Source organism: Pseudomonas sp. Z2-11 (assembly GCF_054161305.1).
In genome coordinates this window covers 5,702,530-5,719,144 of sequence record NZ_CP096395.1, presented here as the reverse complement: position 1 = coordinate 5,719,144, position 16,615 = coordinate 5,702,530, and the positions used below count along the sequence as shown (strand labels likewise).

15 protein-coding genes are annotated in these 16,615 nt (G+C 62.8%); 7 read left to right on the top strand and 8 right to left on the bottom strand.

The genetic code is table 11. From position 1 onward, the window contains the following. The first annotated feature begins 450 nt into the window (after positions 1-450). Entirely contained in the window at positions 451-1,554 is a 1,104-nt protein-coding gene (gene gbdR / locus M1E16_RS25470; protein ID WP_003177576.1) for a choline metabolism transcriptional regulator GbdR, read from the top strand. Between the two features lie 127 nt (positions 1,555-1,681). Here the strand turns inward: gbdR and M1E16_RS25465 are convergent, their stop codons facing one another. The 6 genes from M1E16_RS25465 to choX all read right to left on the bottom strand — a co-directional run bounded on the left by M1E16_RS25465 (position 1,682) and on the right by choX (position 7,159). Next, entirely contained in the window at positions 1,682-1,945 is a 264-nt protein-coding gene (locus M1E16_RS25465) for a hypothetical protein (RefSeq protein ID WP_305498284.1), read from the bottom strand. A gap of 382 nt (positions 1,946-2,327) precedes the next feature. Continuing rightward, positions 2,328-3,491 (bottom strand): gamma-butyrobetaine dioxygenase, encoded by a 1,164-nt coding sequence (locus M1E16_RS25460; protein ID WP_458128674.1) that lies wholly within the window; start codon positions 3,489-3,491, stop codon positions 2,328-2,330. A 20-nt stretch (positions 3,492-3,511) separates the two neighbouring features. Continuing rightward, entirely contained in the window at positions 3,512-3,988 is a 477-nt protein-coding gene (locus tag M1E16_RS25455) for a thioesterase family protein (RefSeq protein ID WP_458128673.1), read from the bottom strand. 142 nt (positions 3,989-4,130) lie between these two features. Further along, positions 4,131-5,096, bottom strand: a complete 966-nt coding sequence (locus tag M1E16_RS25450; RefSeq protein ID WP_458128672.1) for an L-carnitine dehydrogenase — start codon at positions 5,094-5,096, stop codon at positions 4,131-4,133. A 159-nt stretch (positions 5,097-5,255) separates the two neighbouring features. Further along, positions 5,256-6,143 (bottom strand): beta-keto acid cleavage family enzyme, encoded by an 888-nt coding sequence (locus tag M1E16_RS25445; protein WP_305498288.1) that lies wholly within the window; start codon positions 6,141-6,143, stop codon positions 5,256-5,258. Positions 6,144-6,214: 71 nt separating this feature from the next. Beyond that, on the bottom strand, positions 6,215-7,159 hold the full coding sequence (gene choX, locus M1E16_RS25440) for a choline ABC transporter substrate-binding protein (RefSeq protein WP_458128671.1): 945 nt from the start codon (positions 7,157-7,159) through the stop codon (positions 6,215-6,217). Between the two features lie 193 nt (positions 7,160-7,352). On the opposite strand from choX, the gene M1E16_RS25435 reads away from it, so the two are divergent. Continuing rightward, complete coding sequence (locus M1E16_RS25435) at positions 7,353-8,312, top strand: GlxA family transcriptional regulator (protein WP_434627534.1); 960 nt, start codon at positions 7,353-7,355, stop codon at positions 8,310-8,312. A gap of 183 nt (positions 8,313-8,495) precedes the next feature. On the opposite strand, the gene M1E16_RS25430 is transcribed toward M1E16_RS25435, so the two are convergent. Then, positions 8,496-8,912, bottom strand: a complete 417-nt coding sequence (locus M1E16_RS25430) for a DUF3010 family protein (RefSeq protein ID WP_458128670.1) — start codon at positions 8,910-8,912, stop codon at positions 8,496-8,498. Positions 8,913-8,970: 58 nt separating this feature from the next. After that, positions 8,971-9,372: a lysozyme inhibitor LprI family protein gene (locus M1E16_RS25425; protein WP_434655090.1), complete on the bottom strand. Its 402-nt coding sequence runs from the start codon at positions 9,370-9,372 to the stop codon at positions 8,971-8,973. 232 nt (positions 9,373-9,604) lie between these two features. Here M1E16_RS25425 and M1E16_RS25420 point away from each other — a divergent pair, with 232 nt between their 5' ends. From M1E16_RS25420 to etfA, 5 genes are all read left to right on the top strand, one after another. Then, positions 9,605-10,582, top strand: coding sequence for a dipeptidase (locus M1E16_RS25420; RefSeq protein WP_030139307.1), 978 nt, complete (start codon positions 9,605-9,607; stop codon positions 10,580-10,582). A 79-nt stretch (positions 10,583-10,661) separates the two neighbouring features. Continuing rightward, positions 10,662-11,192 carry a DUF5943 domain-containing protein gene (locus M1E16_RS25415; protein ID WP_018612374.1) on the top strand — a complete coding sequence of 177 codons (531 nt, stop codon included), beginning with the start codon at positions 10,662-10,664 and terminating at the stop codon, positions 11,190-11,192. 15 nt (positions 11,193-11,207) lie between these two features. Beyond that, positions 11,208-13,268: a dimethylglycine demethylation protein DgcA gene (gene dgcA / locus M1E16_RS25410; RefSeq protein WP_305498294.1), complete on the top strand. Its 2,061-nt coding sequence runs from the start codon at positions 11,208-11,210 to the stop codon at positions 13,266-13,268. Positions 13,269-13,439: 171 nt separating this feature from the next. Beyond that, positions 13,440-15,389: a dimethylglycine demethylation protein DgcB gene (gene dgcB, locus M1E16_RS25405; protein WP_458128669.1), complete on the top strand. Its 1,950-nt coding sequence runs from the start codon at positions 13,440-13,442 to the stop codon at positions 15,387-15,389. Continuing rightward, on the top strand, positions 15,389-16,609 hold the full coding sequence (etfA, locus tag M1E16_RS25400; protein ID WP_458128668.1) for an electron transfer flavoprotein subunit alpha: 1,221 nt from the start codon (positions 15,389-15,391) through the stop codon (positions 16,607-16,609). The genes dgcB and etfA overlap by 1 nt, the downstream gene beginning before the upstream one ends. Positions 16,610-16,615 lie beyond the last annotated feature (6 nt).

The following is a 16,615-nucleotide window of genomic DNA, read 5'->3' as shown; positions in this document are numbered from 1 at the left end:
GAGCAAGCTCCCTCGCCACAGGTATCGAGAAAAACCGCTCGTAAAATGAACACCGCTGCAAAAACACGCCACGTTTTGGCGCGTCGCAAACAGACAAGACCTGACTTATCGGTCACGCCATTGTCCGCCGCGCTACCGTCCGTCCCCGCGCTTGCGGTGACATCCGCCGTGCAAGCGGCGCAGCCCAGTTACCACAAGTGCTACCGATCTGCTCACAGCCCACTGTGGCGGGTGCCTGGGGCGGTTGATGGCACTTTCAAACCAGCCCTGACAGGCCCCTTGAATAGACAGCTCGGCATGTCGTTTTCAGGATTTATTGAACGCGCATTCAAATTTAGGCATGGCAATTGCTCTGTCCTAATAAAGCCCCGTCTCACGCAAGAGAATGATGGGCAATAACAAGAGCCTCCGCCTGAGGCCATCACCCGCTTTGTGTGAGGAGATACCGCGATGACGACGTCCAACTCTGGGGCTCAACCCCAGAACCGTGCGCCTCAATCCATCGGCTTTTTGCTGCTGGACAATTTCACGCTGATTTCCCTGGCGTCCGCGGTGGAACCGCTACGCATGGCCAACCAGCTGTCCGGTCGCGAGTTGTATCGCTGGACCACCCTGACCGTCGATGGCGGGCAGGTCTGGGCCAGTGACGGTCTGCAGATCACGCCTGACGCCTCCATGCACAAAGCGCCGGCCCTCGACACCGTCATCGTCTGCGGCGGCATCGGCATCCAGCGCACCGTTACTCGTGAGCATGTCTCCTGGCTGCAAAGCCAGGCCCGGCAGTCCCGTCGCCTCGGCGCGGTCTGCACCGGCAGTTGGGCCCTGGCCTGTGCCGGCCTGCTGGACGGTTTCGATTGCAGCGTGCACTGGGAATGCCTGGCGGCCATGCAGGAAGCCTTCCCGCGGGTGTCGATGAGCACGCGCCTGTTCACCCTCGACCGCAATCGCTTCACCAGTTCCGGCGGCACCGCGCCGCTGGACATGATGCTGCACTTGATCAGCCGCGATCACGGTCGCGAACTGTCGGCAGCGATCTCGGAAATGTTTGTCTATGAGCGCATCCGCAACGAGCAGGATCACCAGCGCGTGCCGCTCAAGCATATGCTCGGCACCAATCAGCCGAAGTTGCAGGAAATCGTCGCACTGATGGAGGCCAACCTCGAAGAGCCGATCGACCTGGACGAGCTGGCGGTGTATGTCGCCGTGTCCCGACGTCAGCTTGAGCGGCTGTTCCAGAAGTACCTGCACTGTTCGCCGTCGCGCTACTACCTCAAGCTGCGGCTGATCCGCGCGCGGCAGCTGCTCAAGCAGACGCCGATGTCGATCATCGAAGTGGCCTCGGTGTGCGGCTTCGTCTCCACCCCGCACTTCTCCAAGTGCTACCGCGAATACTTCGGCATTCCACCGCGCGACGAGCGCGTCGGTTCCAACACTACGCAGCAGGTAGCGATGATGCCGTTGCCGCAGGCCCTGGTGCTGTCGCCATTGTCCGGCCCGCTGTCGGCCTTGAGCCAGGCGCGCAATGAGTCGACGTTTGCCAGTGTGAGGCTTTAAGACCGAGGGCTTTTGTGGCGAGGGAGCTTGCTCCCGCTGGACCGGGCTGGCGCTCCAGCGCGCAGCGGTCCCAAGCTTTTTGGGGCTGCTACGCAGCCCAGCGGGAGCAAGCTCCCTCGCCACAAGGTCAGCCGCTATGGTTCTGCTGGTATTCGGTCAGCGCTGGCAGCAGTTGCTTGTCGATCGCCTGGCGCACCGCCGGCAGGATGGTCGCGCTGCTGGTGTACATGTCCTTGACCATGCGCCGCAGTTCATTGGCGCGCGCCCGGTCCAGGCCGCGCACCGCGCATTCACAGGCCTGCTCGGCGGTCGCACCGCTGGGTATCTGCAGCCCCAGGGCCTTGAGGTGGCCCAGCAGGTCTTCCTGGTCGATCAAATCGGCGTACATCATGACGCTTTTCCTTGTTCAGGGATTGGGGTCGTGACTGGATTCTGGTAGCCGTCCGAAGCGGCGGCAAGGGCAAATCGTCGATCTGGCCTGAATGACTATGAGCGGGTCGTTTTCGGCTAACTCGCCCGCCTCGGGAGTGGGCACACTGGCCCCAAGCTGAATCACGATGGTTTGGTCACCCTCGCGCAACGGCTCCTCCAGTAACGCTCCTGCCCCGATCCTGTCACGGCTTGATCGGGGATTTTTTTGTCTGTGTGAATCAGCGGGAAATGAGTTGTTTGATCGGGTGCTTTCGCGAGCAGGCTCGCTCCCACATTAGATTTTGTGATCGACACAGAACCCCTATGGGAGCGAGCCTGCTCGCGAAGAACGATGACGCGGTCTAACGTTGCAACACCAGAATCCGCGACAGCAACTCATCCCGATCGACATAACACCCCTGGAAGTGCCGCGCCCCGGAGGCTGGGTCGAACGCATTGCGCGCGTGGAGGGTGCGACGGTTGTCGAAGCACCAGAGCTGGCCGGGTTCAAGCCTTTGTACCAGGCGAAACCGAGGCTCGCGGGTCAGGGCAATGAAGCGGCGATAGGCTTGATAGAGCCTGGGCATCTGCTCCACCGACGTATCGAACGGTCCGCGCAAGAAATTCGCCATGCGGATCTCCGAGACCTGCCCCAGCGTATCCAGGGCGATGATCGGCGCCAGGCAGCGGTAGTCGCTGTGGCGATCCTTGTTGCGAAATTCCACCGGGATCTGGCACAGCGCGTCGAAGGCTTCGGCGTCTTCCCGGCGCAGCGCCTGGGCGATGGCGAAACCGTCGACGAAGATGCTCTCGCCACCGTCGGCGTCGTTCACCAGGCAATGCAGGAACTGCAAACCCGGCTGCAGTTCCCGTGTTGGCAGGTCGCTGTGCAGCGGCAGATTGAAGGCGGTATAGGCGTTGCTGTCGGCATCGGCCTTGGACTGCACGTTGAACAGCACGCCGAAATTGCTTTCGCGGATAAAGGAAATGCGCTGGGCAATCAGTTTCAGCGAGCCGGGTTCGGTGGGGACGCCCCGTACCTGGGTCAGGCCGATGTCGCGTACTGCCAGTAGCCATTTCAGCAAGGTGTCGGCGTCCTCCATCAGGGCCTGGTATTCGAACACTGGCAGTGACAGATCGTGCTGCCATAGTTGGCGTTGTGGTTTGCCCGCCAGTCGCTCGGCCCTGGATTGATCGTCATAGGCATGGGCGCGCAACCAACCCGGGTCGAAAAGGCTCTGATGGCCGTCCTGCCAAACCACGTGTAGGCAGCCCGCGCCGTCGATGTCGATTTCGCCGGGCGTCAGGTCTTCCGGAACGTCGACGATCTCCAGGACCTGCTCGCGGGTGACGCTGTAGACACACTGCGCGCAGGGGCAGTTGTCCCGCAGCCAATCATGGTGAAACGGGCTGATCCGACCGTCGGCCCACGTGACGTGAACCCGGTCGGCCAAGGGTGTTACAGCGCTCAATGCCTGGACAAGAGGGTAGCGTCGGAAGTCGGCAATAGCGGCGGCGATGTTCATGGCGGTCTCCTGTTCGAGACTTATCGGGCGGGCGGCAGGGCGATGACACGGCCTATGTAGTTCGGAGCCGGTAGGTCGGATTGTTCGTCGATCAGGGCTTTGAGTCGGCCCAGGGTCTGCTCGGTGAAAGGCGCTGAGCGCGGGCCCGTCAAGTCGACGTGCAGCAGCATCTGTTCATTGCCGGCCAGCTCTTTATCCCCGCCCACCAGGTGCAGGCTGTGGTAGAGGTGCAGGCGTTTAGTGTCGTGGCCGATGATTTGTGTGTGCACCTCTACCTCGGCCCCGAGCTTCACTTCGTGGAGGTAGTTCAGGTGCAGTTCGAGGGTGAACAGCGAATGGCCGCTGGCTTCGCGGTTCTGGCTGTCCAGGTCGAGCTGGTCCATCAGCGCGTCGGTCGCGTAGCTGAAGATCAGCAGGTAGAACGCATCGCGCAAGTGACCGTTGTAGTCGACCCATTCCGGGAGGATGGGGGTTTGGTAGGTGGTGAGGGTGGGCATGATTATGGTTCCGGCGGGCAGGGTGACTGGGCTGGCGCTTTCGCGAGCAGGCTCGCTCCCACATTAGTTCTGTCTCGTTCATGCAACCTGTGGGAGCGAGCCTGCTCGCGAAGGGGCCAGACTTGCTGACCCTGAACCAGTGTTATTCGCTGAAGGTCATTCCATGCTTTTCCTTGGTGGCCTTCACCGCCTCCAGCACCGCCATCAGGCAATCATCACGATAGCGCTCCAGCGCCGAAATGCTGTGGCGCCCCAGTTGCTCGCTCGTCCCTTCCACCACATCGTCGATCAGCTTTTCGGTCAGCTCCGGCGCCGGCAGGTAGGTCCACGGCAGTTGCAGCGCCGGGCCGAACTGGGCCATGAAATGACGCATCCCGGCATCACCGCCGGCCAGGGTGTAGGTCAGGAAAGTGCCCATGAACGACCAGCGCAGGCCGGCGCCAAAACGAATGGCATCGTCGATTTCGCCGGTGGTCGCCACGCCGTCGTTGACCAGGTGCAGGGCCTCGCGCCACAGCGCCTCGAGCAGGCGATCGGCGATGAAACCGGGGACTTCCTTGCGCACGTGCAGCGGGCGCATGCCAAGGGATTCGTAGACCTGCATTGCCGCTTGCACGGCTTCAGGCGCGGTGTGTTTGCCACCGACCACTTCCACCAGGGGCAGCAGGTAGACCGGGTTGAATGGATGCCCGACCACGCAGCGCTCCGGATGAGTGGAGTTTGCATAGAACTCGCTCGGCAAAAGCCCCGAGGTGCTCGAGCCGATCAGCGCATCCGGCTTGGCGGCGGCGCTGATCTGGGCGTGCAGCTCAAGCTTGAGCTCCAGCCGCTCGGGAGCGCTTTCCTGAATGAAATCGGCATCGCGCACGCATTCCTCGACGGTCGCAACAAAGCGCAAGCGATCCTGCGATGCGCCGGGGGCCAGGCCGTGTTTTTCCAAGGCACCCCAGGCGTTGGCGACGCGTTTGCGCAAGGCCGCTTCGGCACCCGGCGCCGGGTCCCAGGCGACCACGTCCAGGCCGTGGGCCAGGGCGCGGCTGATCCAACCGCTGCCGATGACGCCGCTGCCCAGGGCGGCGAAGGTTTTGATGTTGGTGATGAAGCTCATGGTGGTTTCCCTAATGATTCGATGATCCAAAATGTGGAACGAGCCTGTGTGGGAGCGAGCCTGCTCGCGATGACGGAGTGTCAGTCGATGCATGTGTGGCCTGTTCCACAGCTTTCGCGAGCAGGCTCGCTCCCACAAAGGGGGATAAGTAGGTTCGGCTCAGCCGCGTTGGGTCAGGCCCATTTTCTTGCGGCCTTCAGCCGGCGTAAGCACACGCGCCCCGAGGCGGCTGAGGATTTCGCCGGCACGCTCCACCAGTTGTCCATTGGTGGCGAGCACGCCTTTGTCCAGCCAGAGGTTGTCTTCCAGCCCGACCCGCACGTTGCCGCCCAGCAAAACGGCCTGTGCCGCCATCGGCATTTGCATGCGGCCGATACCGAAGCCGGCCCACACCGCGTCGGCGGGCAGGTTGTCCACCATGGCCTTCATGGTGGTGGTATCCGCCGGCGCGCCCCACGGGATACCCAGGCAGAGCTGGAACAATGGGTTGTCCAACAGGCCTTCCTTGATCATCTGCTTGGCGAACCACAGGTGCCCGGTGTCGAAGATCTCCAGCTCGGCCTTGACCCCCAATTCGGTGATGCGCTTGGCGCCGGCCCGCAGTTGCGCCGGGGTGGAGACGTAAATGGTGTCGCCGTCGCCGAAGTTCAGGGTGCCGCAATCCAGCGTGCAGATTTCCGGCAGCAGCTCCTCGACATGGGCCAGGCGGGTCAGCGGACCCACCAGGTCGGTGTTGGGGCCAAATTCCATTGGATTTTCCCCCGCACCGATTTCCAGGTCGCCGCCCATGCCGGCGGTGAGGTTGACGATGATGTCGACGTCGGCCTCGCGGATGCGCTCCATCACTTCGCGGTACAGCGCCACGTCGCGGCTGAACTTGCCGGTCTGTGGGTCGCGCACATGGCAGTGGACCACGGTGGCGCCGGCCTTGGCCGCCTCGACGGCCGCCGCGGCGATCTGTTTCGGGGTGACCGGCACGTGCGGGCTCTTGGCGGTCGTGTCGCCAGCACCGGTGAGTGCGCAGGTGATGATGACGTCGTGGTTCATGGTGCGGATTCCTTCAGGCGTGGTGAGTCACCGCGCAGCCCTTTGGAGCTGCGCAGAGGGATAACGGTTGATCAATTGCTGGTCAGTTTCAGGTTGTCTATGGCCGGCTTGCCGTCGAAAGTGGTCACCCCTTCGAGCCAGCGCTGCTTGTCTTGCGGGTGGTCCTTCAGCCATTGCCGGGCGGATTCCAGTGGGTCCTTGTGGTCGAGCAGCGGCTGCATCATCCGGCTCTCGTCTTCAGCGCTGAAGGTCAGGTTGCTCAGCAGGCGGCTGACGTTCGGGCATTGCTCGGCGTAGTTCGGCGCGGTGACGGTCCAGACGCTGGCCATGCCTTCGTTCGGGCCGAGGGCGTCTTCGCTGCCGGTGAGATAGGTCATCTGCACATTGACGTTCATCGGGTGCGGCGCCCAGCCGAAGAACACCACGGCTTCCTTGCGCCGCACGGCGCGGTCCACCGCTGCGAGCATGCCGGCCTCGCTGGACTCCACCAGCTGGAACTTGCCCAGGCCAAACTGGTTCTTGGCGATCATCGCTTTGATCTGAGTGTTGGCACCGGAACCGGGCTCGATGCCGTAGATCTTGCCGCCCAGCTCTTTTTCGAATTTGGCGATATCAGCGAAGGTCTTCAGGCCCTTGTCGGCCAGGTAAGTGGGTACGGCCAGGGTGGCGCGGGCGTCCTTCAGGCTCGGCTGCTCCAGCACCTTGACCTGCTTCGCCTCGACGAACGGGGTGATGGTCTGGGTCATCAGCGGGTTCCAGTAGCCCAGGAACAGGTCCAGGCGCTGGTCGCGGATGCCGGCGAAAATGATCTGCTGGGAGGCGCTGGTTTGCTTGGTCTTGTAGCCGAGGCCATCGAGCATCACTTGGGTCAAGGCGCTCGTGGCAATGACGTCGGTCCAGTTGACCACGCCCAGGCGCACGTTCTGGCAGGCAGCGGGTTCGGCTGCGAGGGCAGCCTGGTTCAGGAGAGACGTGGCGCTGATTGCAAGAACGCAGTAACTGATCAGGTGTTTCATTGTCAGGTTCCTCGGCAGCTTGTTGTTATGGGTTCCGGCATCTGCGCGCCGGTGATGCCAAAGTACGCAGCCGGGCCCCGCGCAAAACGCACAGCGGCGACCTGCTCTTGCACTGCAGCGACCTGTGCGCTTGAAGGACGCTTGCAAGTGGCGTATCAAGGTCCGCACGCTGCCCGTCAACCGAGTGCGCTCCATGTCCCAGGATTTCTATTTCTTGTTGATGCCGGGTTTCTCGGCCATCGGTTTCATCTCGGCCATCGAGCCCTTGCGGGTCGCCAACCGTTTTCGCGGCGAGCTGTACCGCTGGCATGTACTGAGCGCCGATGGCGGTGCGGTGCTGGCGAGCAACGGCATGTCGGTCAACGCCGACGCCGCGCTGGAGCCGCTGAAGAAGGGTGCGACGCTGTGGGTCGTGGCGGGTTTCGAACCGTTGAAATTTGCCAGCCCGGCGTTGGAGCGCTGGTTGCATCGACTGGACAATGAAGGTGTGATCCTCGGCGGTATCGACACCGGCAGCGTGGTCCTGGCCGAGGCGGGGCTACTTGATGGACACCGGGTGACGCTGCACTGGGAGGCGATCGAGGCGTTCAAGGAATCTTATCCACAGCTCGGCGTGACCCAGGAACTGTTCGAGATTGACCGCCGTCGCATCACTTGCGCCGGCGGCACCGCCTCCATCGACCTGATGCTCGACCTGATCGGCCAGGCCCACGGCCCGGAGCTGGCGATCCAGGTCAGCGAGCAATTCGTGCTCGGTCGCATTCGTCCGCGCAAGGATCACCAGCGCATGGAAATCGCCACGCGCTATGGCATCCGCAACAAGAAGCTGGTGCAGGTCATTGGCGAGATGGAGACCCATAGCGAACCGCCCTTGAGCACCTTGGCCCTGGCCGAGTCGATCAACGTGACGCGGCGTCAGCTGGAGCGCTTGTTCCGCCTGCACCTGAACGACACCCCGAGCAACTTCTACCTGCGCCTGCGCCTGGAAAAGGCCCGGCAACTGCTGCGTCAGACCGACATGAGCGTGCTGGAGGTGAGCATCGCCTGCGGGTTCGAGTCGCCGTCGTATTTCACCCGCAGCTATCGGGCACGCTTTGCCCGGTGTCCACGGGAGGATCGGCGACGGCAGGGGGATGAGCGGGAGGTGGTTTGACAGGTTTTATTAGTCTGGAAGTACACCGTGGCGAGGGAGCTTGCTCCCGCTGGGCTGCGGAGCAGCCCCAATGTCATCGACTCAATCAACCTGACACACCAGGGTGCCGGGTTTCGGGGCCGCTGCGCAGCCCAGCGGGAGCAAGCTCCCTCGCCACGGGGTGCTGTGTTCGGCTGGGAAGGTCTATTTCTTCATCAGTGCCGAGCAGGCTGCCTTGTACGCCTCATGCTGATACTTGTTCAGCGTCGCCGGCAGGGCGAAGTCGTGTTTCTTGCTCTGCGCGTTGATGGTCTGCGGCGACAGCAGCATCACCTCGCAACCTTCCAGCAACTGGAAAATGCCCTCGATCTTGAAGGTGGTCGGCCCACCGGCGAATTCACCTTTCTTGCTGCGCTTCTTGATGGCGATGCGTTCGATGCCGTTGTCCGTCACGAACGCCCGAACCTGCGCGGCAAAGGCCTTGACGTTGGCGGCTTCGTCATCGTCGTCGAGGGCGATCTTCTTGGTGCTGAGCGCGACGTGGCTTAACGCCTGATGGTCCAGCGAGGCAACGGCGATGATCGCTTCGCTGCCTTTGATTTCGATGCCGCAAGTTTTCATGTGAATCCCTTTACCGAAGATGCACACAGCTTACCGTGCTGAACGGCTTCTTAATGCATCACTCCTGCCCAATCGACTCCAAAAACTCCGACCGGTCATCGCTCACCTGGGCCATGCAGTCGTTTTCGGCGATTTTGTAGGCGTCGCTGCCAGGTTTGGCCGGGAAGGCGGCGATCGCGCAGTCGGCTTCGCGCTGCTTTTGCCACAGTTGCTGGGCGGCCTTGATCTTGGCGGTGATGTCGTTGAGCTGGGCCTTGTCGCTGGCGTAGCGGGTTTGCAGGCGTTCGTTGAGGCTTTGCAGGTTTTCGTTGAGCAGTTGTTCGGCGGCGGCTTTGCCGTAGGCCGAACAGGCCAGGGTCTGGACGTCGTTTTCAACTTCGTCGCAGGGGTTGGGTTCGGTGTCTTCGGTCGCGTGGGCGACGGTGCTGATCAGTGCCAGGGCGAAGAAAATCGATTTCATCGGTTGTCGCTCGAGTCCGGTTGAATCCAGTGGTGCAGCGGATTCTGGCGCAAGCGCCGGGTAAAGAACAGATGGGCAGGGTGGGCCTGTCGCAGCCCATTGTCGCGGATTGACGCTTTCGGCAATTCCCCTGTCGTTTTTGCACCCGGTCGCGACGGCCCTCAGGCATATGCTGGCCCCAAAGCGCCGGCACACGATTCGGCGCATGAATCGCCAACAAGGGGACTGCCTGATGAGCCCAGCCGAATTGCACGCCGACAGCATCGTTATCGACGGGCTGATCATTGCCAAGTGGAACCGTGACCTGTTCGAAGACATGCGCAAGGGCGGCCTGACCGCAGCCAACTGCACCGTGTCGGTGTGGGAAGGTTTCCAGGCCACCATCAACAACATCGTCGCCAGCCAGAAACTGATCCGCGAAAACAGCGACCTGGTGATCCCGGTGAAGACCACCGCCGACATCCGTCGCGCCAAGGAGCAGGGCAAGACCGGCATCATCTTCGGCTTCCAGAACGCCCATGCCTTCGAGGACCAGCTCGGCTATGTCGAGATCTTCAAGCAGCTGGGCGTCGGCGTGGTGCAGATGTGCTACAACACCCAGAACCTGGTGGGCACCGGCTGCTACGAGCGCGACGGCGGCCTGTCGGGCTTCGGTCGTGAAATCGTCGCCGAGATGAACCGCGTCGGCATCATGTGCGACCTGTCCCACGTTGGCTCCAAGACTTCCGAAGAAGTCATTCTCGAATCGAAGAAGCCGGTCTGCTACTCCCACTGCCTGCCGTCCGGTCTGAAAGAGCACCCACGCAACAAGTCCGACGAGGAATTGAAGTTCATTGCCGACCACGGCGGTTTCGTCGGCGTGACCATGTTCGCGCCGTTCCTGGCCAAGGGCATCGATTCGACCATCGACGACTACGCCGAAGCCATCGAATACACCATGAACATCGTCGGTGAAGACGCCATCGGCATCGGTACTGACTTCACCCAGGGCCATGGCCAGGATTTCTTCGAGATGCTGACCCACGACAAGGGCTATGCCCGTCGTCTGACCAGCTTCGGCAAGATCATCAACCCCCTGGGCATCCGCACCGTGGGCGAGTTCCCGAACCTGACCGAGACCTTGCTCAAGCGCGGCCATCCTGAGCGTGTGGTACGCAAGATCATGGGCGAGAACTGGGTGAACGTTTTGAAAGATGTCTGGGGCGAATAAACCCCGCCGCGTCACCGAATCCTTTACCTGCGGCCACTCGCGCCGCAGGCACATCACGAATTTCCGGAGTCACGTTTTCATGGCCAAGATCGCCCCGCAACTGCCAATCGAAGTCGACAGCGAAACCGGTGTCTGGACCTCCGACGCCCTGCCGATGCTGTACGTGCCGCGGCACTTCTTCGTCAACAACCACATGGGCATCGAGGAAGTGCTGGGCGCCGATGCCTACGCCGAAATCCTCTACAAGGCCGGCTACAAATCCGCCTGGCACTGGTGTGAAAAAGAAGCCGAATGTCACGGCCTGGAAGGCGTCGCGGTGTTCGAGCATTACATGAAGCGCTTGTCCCAGCGTGGCTGGGGCCTGTTCAAGATCCAGGACATCGACCTGGATAAAGGCACTGCCAGCGTCAAGCTCGAACATTCGGCGTTCGTCTACGTGTACGGCAAGGTCGGGCGCAAGGTCGACTACATGTTCACCGGCTGGTTCGCCGGCGCCATGGATCAGATTCTCGCCGCTCGCGGCAGCCAGATCCGCACCGTGGCTGAGCAGGTCTACGGCGGTTCCGAAGAAGGCCACGACGACGGCCTGTTCATCGTCAAGCCGTTGTAAGTCGAGGATCGCGCCATGGCTTTTGAAGCAATGTTCCAGCCGATCCAGATCGGCAAACTGACCATCCGCAACCGCGTGCTCAGCACCGCGCACGCCGAGGTCTACGCCACCGACGGCGGCATGACCACCGACCGCTATGTGAAATATTACGAAGAGAAGGCCAAGGGCGGCATCGGCCTGGCAATCTGCGGCGGCTCGTCCGTGGTTGCCATCGACAGCCCGCAGGAATGGTGGAGTTCGGTGAACCTGTCCACCGACCGCATCATCCCGCACTTCCAGAACCTGGCCGACGCCATGCACAAGCATGGCGCCAAGATCATGATCCAGATTACCCACATGGGCCGTCGCTCGCGCTGGGACGGTTTCAACTGGCCGACCCTGATGTCGCCGTCCGGTGTGCGTGAGCCGGTGCACCGTGCGACCTGCAAGACCATCGAGCCGGAAGAAATCTGGCGGGTGATCGGCAACTACGCCCAGGCCGCGCGCCGGGCCAAGGCCGGTGGCCTGGACGGTGTCGAGTTGTCCGCCGTGCACCAGCACATGATCGACCAGTTCTGGAGTCCGCGGGTCAACAAGCGCACCGACGAGTGGGGCGGCAGTTTCGAAGGCCGCATGAAGTTCGGCCTGGAAGTGTTGAAGGCCGTGCGCGCCGAAGTGGGTGACGATTTCTGCGTGGGCATGCGCCTGTGCGGTGACGAGTTCCACCCGGACGGCTTGTCCCACGAGGACATGAAGCAGATCGCCAAGTACTACGACGACACCGGCATGCTGGATTTCATCGGTGTGGTGGGCTCGGGTTGCGACACCCACAACACCTTGGCCAACGTCATTCCGAACATGAGTTATCCACCGGAACCGTTCCTGCACCTGGCCGCCGGTATCAAGGAAGTGGTCAAGGTTCCGGTGCTGCATGCGCAGAACATCAAGGACCCGAACCAGGCCACGCGGATCCTCGAGGGCGGCTACGTCGACATGGTCGGCATGACCCGCGCCCACATCGCCGATCCGCACCTGATCGCCAAGATCAAGATGGGCCAGATCGACCAGATCAAGCAGTGCGTCGGCGCCAACTACTGCATCGACCGCCAGTATCAGGGCCTGGACGTGCTGTGTATCCAGAACGCCGCGACCTCCCGTGAATACATGGGCGTGCCGCACATCATCGAGAAATCCACCGGGCCGAAACGCAAAGTCGTGGTGGTCGGTGCCGGCCCGGCCGGGATGGAAGCGGCGCGCGTGGCCGCCGAGCGTGGGCACGACGTGACGCTGTTCGAGAAGAAAGAGTTCATCGGCGGACAGATCACCACCGCCTCGAAAGCCCCGCAACGGGACCAGATCGCCGGTATCACCCGCTGGTTCCAGCTGGAGCTGGCGCGGCTGAAAGTCGATCTGCGCCTGGGCGTGGCGGCGGATGCGCCAACCATCATGGACTTGCGTCCGGACGTGGTGGTGCTGGCCGTCGGCGGCCACCCGAACGTCGAGCAGAACGAGCACTGGGGCGCCGCCGAAGGGTTGGTGGTCAGCAGCTGGGACGTACTCGACGGCAAGGTTGCACCGGGCAAGAACGTGCTGGTCTACGACACCATCTGCGAGTTCACCGGCATGTCGGTGGCCGACTTCCTCGCCGACAAGGGCAGCCAGGTCGAAATCGTCACCGACGACATCAAGCCGGGCGTGGCCATTGGCGGGACGTCGTTCCCGACCTATTACCGCAGCATGTACCCCAAGGAAGTGATCATGACCGGGGACATGATGCTGGAGAAGGTCTACCGCGAAGGCGACAAGCTGGTAGCGGTGCTGGAGAACGAATATACCGGCGCCAAGGAAGAGCGCGTGGTGGACCAGGTGGTGGTGGAGAACGGCGTGCGGCCGGACGAAGAAATCTACTACGCGCTGAAGGAGGGTTCGCGCAACAAGGGCCAGATCGACGTCGAAGCCCTGTTCGCGATCAAGCCGCAGCCGTGCCTTGAGCAGAGTGGCGATGGCTACCTGCTGTTCCGCATCGGCGACTGCGTGGCCCAGCGTAATACCCACGCGGCCATCTACGACGCCCTGCGGCTGTGCAAGGATTTCTAACGGCTTGTGGATAACCCTGTGGGAGCGAGCCTGCTCGCGAATGCATTTTGTCAGTCACTGTTGGATTGACTGATCCAGCGCTTTCGCGAGCAGGCTCGCTCCCACAGGAATCGGGCAAGGCATCCACGCAGTTTGGCCTGCAAGACCCTGAGGCCTTTGGGAGCAACACCTATGTTGAACACCCTTCTTCCAATCCTGCTGTTCGCAGCCCTCGGCCTCGCGGCCCTGGGTGCCTTGCGGCGGGTGAACATGTGGCGCCGGGGCCGACCGTCGAAAGTCGACCTGATCGGTGGCCTCTTCGCCATGCCCAAGCGCTACATGGTGGATTTGCACCACGTGGTGGCGCGGGACAAATACATCGCCAATACCCACGTCGCGACGGCGGGTGGGTTTGTCCTGGCGGCGGTGCTGGCAATCCTGGTGCACGGTTTCGGCCTGCAGAACCGTATCCTCGGCTATGCCTTGCTGTTCGCCACGTTGCTGATGTTCAGCGGCGCGATCTTCATCGCCCTGCGCCGTCGCAACCCGCCCTCGCGGCTATCCAAGGGCCCTTGGATGCGCCTGCCGAAAAGCCTGTTCGCGTTTTCCATCAGCTTCTTCCTGGTCACCTTGCCGGTGGCCGGGATTCTGCCGGCGGACTTCGGTGGCTGGTTGCTGGTGGCGCTGTTGGGGCTGGGCGTGCTCTGGGGCGTCTCGGAGATGTTTTTCGGCATGACCTGGGGCGGGCCGATGAAGCACGCCTTCGCCGGTGCCCTGCACCTGGCCTGGCACCGCCGTGCAGAACGTTTTGGTGGCGGCCGTTCCACCGGCCTCAAACCGCTGGACCTGAACGACCCCGCCGCACCGCTGGGTGTGGAGAAACCCAAGGATTTCACCTGGAACCAGTTGCTCGGCTTCGACGCCTGCGTACAGTGCGGCAAGTGCGAAGCGGCCTGCCCGGCGTTCGCCGCCGGCCAGCCGCTGAACCCGAAAAAGCTCATCCAGGACATGGTCGTCGGCCTGGCCGGCGGCACCGATGCGAAGTTCGCCGGCAGTCCTTACCCAGGCAAACCCGTTGGCGAGCACGCTGGTAATCCACATCAGCCGATCGTCAACGGTCTGGTGGACGCCGAGACCCTGTGGTCCTGCACCACTTGCCGGGCGTGTGTCGAGGAGTGCCCGATGATGATCGAGCACGTCGACGCCATCGTCGACATGCGCCGGCACCTGACCCTGGAAAAGGGCGCCACGCCGAACAAGGGCGCCGAGGTGCTGGAAAACCTCATCGCCACCGACAACCCTGGCGGCTTCGCCCCGGGCGGGCGGATGAACTGGGCGGCGGACCTGAACCTTAATCTGCTCAGCGAGAAGAAATCCACCGACGTGCTGTTCTGGGTCGGCGACGGTGCCTTCGACATGCGCAACCAGCGCACCTTGCGCGCCTTCGTCAAAGTCCTCAAGGCGGCGAAGATCGACTTCGCCGTGCTCGGCCTCGAAGAGCGCGACAGCGGCGACGTGGCCCGGCGCCTCGGTGATGAAGCGACGTTCCAGCTGTTGGCCAAGCGCAACATCCAGACCCTGGCCAAATACCGCTTCAACCGCATCGTCACCTGCGACCCCCACAGCTTCCACGTGCTGAAAAACGAGTACGGCGCCTTCGATGGCAACTACCTGGTGCAGCACCACAGCACCTATCTGGCGGAAATCATCGACGCCGGCGCGCTGAACCTCGGCCAGCACAAGGGCGACAGCGTGACTTATCACGACCCCTGCTACTTGGGCCGCTACAACGGCGAATACGAGGCTCCGCGCCAGGTGCTGCGTGCGCTGGGCATCGAGGTCAAGGAGATGCAGCGCTCCGGTTTCCGTTCCCGTTGCTGCGGCGGCGGTGGCGGTGCGCCGATCACCGACATCCCGGGCAAGCAGCGTATTCCTGACATGCGCATGGAAGACATCCGCGAAACCGGCGCCGAACTGGTGGCCGTGGGTTGTCCACAGTGCACCGCGATGCTGGAAGGCGTGGTCGAACCACGACCAATGATCAAGGACATTGCCGAACTGGTGGCCGATGCGCTGCTCGAGGATACGACCCCGAGCAAGCCGGTGGCTCCGGCCAAACGTGAACCTGCGGAGGTGCATTGATGAGCGACATCATCCGCCGCGACCCTCGCGCCGAGTGGATCGCCCGTAACCGGCTCCACCCGCTGCACGCGGCCATGCAACCGGTGCAGCACAGCTGGATGGGCCCTAACGGCGTCATTCGCAAGAACGTCCACGGGGTCGGCTTCATCGGCCCCAACGGCATCAAGCGCATCGACCGCAGCGGCGCCCAGCAGGGCGGCGCGACCAAGCGCACTGCGACCACTGAAGTGCAACTACCGCTGCATCAGGTGCCGCAACCGGCGTTTTACATCAGCGTGGTCCCGGACATGGTCGGTGGCCGTCTCAGCAGTCACGACCGCGACCTGTTGGGCCTCGCCCATCAATTGGCGGGCGCGGACGGCGCGGTCCTGGCGGTGGTGTTCGGCGAGCATAAAGAGAATGCCTTCGCCACGGCGGGCGTCGACCGCTTGCTGGTGCTTGAGGGCGAGGAATTCAGCGGTTATGCACCGGAACAACGGGTCCAAGGCCTGCGGGCTGTGGATAACCAGTTCAACCCTCGCCATTGGCTGTTGCCTGACAGCCGCAGCGGAGGCGGTGAACTGGGTCGGCGCTTCGCCGCGGCTTTGGGCGAACGCCCGGCCACTCGTGTCTGGCAGGTCAAGGGCGAAGAGTGCATCGGCCGTGCCGGTGCGGGTCTGCAAGACTTGGCTCGGCCGTTGGCGCGACTGATCCTGGCAGCGGCCGAATGCGCCGAGCCGGTTAGCGAGACCCGCCACGAGGCCTTGCCGGTGGAGTTATCCACAAGCGTGGCGCGCAGCTTGTCGCGGATCGAGGATCTTGGTGCGGTGGCGGTGGATCCGGGCGCGATCCCGATGGCCGAGGCCGAATTCATTTTCTCCGGCGGCAACGGCGTCAAGGATTGGGACCTTTTCCACAGAACCGCGGCGGCCTTGGGCGCGACCGAAGGCGCCTCGCGGGTGGCGGTGGACGACGGTTTCATGGCCCGCGATCGCCAGGTGGGCGCCAGCGGCACCTGGGTCACCGCACGGGTCTACGTGGCCGTGGGGATTTCCGGGGCGATCCAGCACCTGCAGGGCATCGGTGCCTGCGACAAGGTGGTGGCGATCAACCTTGATCCTGGCTGCGACATGATCAAGCGCGCGGACTTGTCGGTGATCGGCGACAGCGCGGCGATTCTCCAGGCCCTGATCGCGGCGGTAGAGGCTTACCGCAACGAAGCCAGGCGCGATGCGGCTTAAGCTAAG